At 61.9% G+C, this 278-nt stretch carries 1 protein-coding gene; it reads left to right on the top strand.

The genetic code is table 11. The annotated features are described in order from the left end of the window. On the top strand, window positions 1–278 hold a 278-nt coding region (locus EE949_RS00120; RefSeq protein WP_164666647.1), incomplete at both ends, for an efflux RND transporter permease subunit.

Genomic DNA, 278 nt, shown 5'->3' on the forward strand with positions numbered 1-278 from the left:
CCGATATCCAGCGCGCCAGTGCGATTGTGCCGGGCAGTGCGTATGAACTGTCGCAGCCGATCCAGCTGCGCTTCAATGAGCTGATTTCCGGCGTGCGCAGCGATGTGGCGGTGAAGGTGTTCGGCGATGATATGGGCGTGCTCAACAGCACCGCCGGGGAAATCGCCGAGACCCTGGAAAAGCTCGAAGGCGCGTCGGAAGTCAAGGTGGAGCAGACCTCTGGCCTGCCGGTGCTGACCATCAATATCGATCGCGACAAGGCTGCGCGGTTTGGCCTG

The organism is Pseudomonas viridiflava (assembly GCF_900602065.1).
GTDB lineage: Bacteria > Pseudomonadota > Gammaproteobacteria > Pseudomonadales > Pseudomonadaceae > Aquipseudomonas.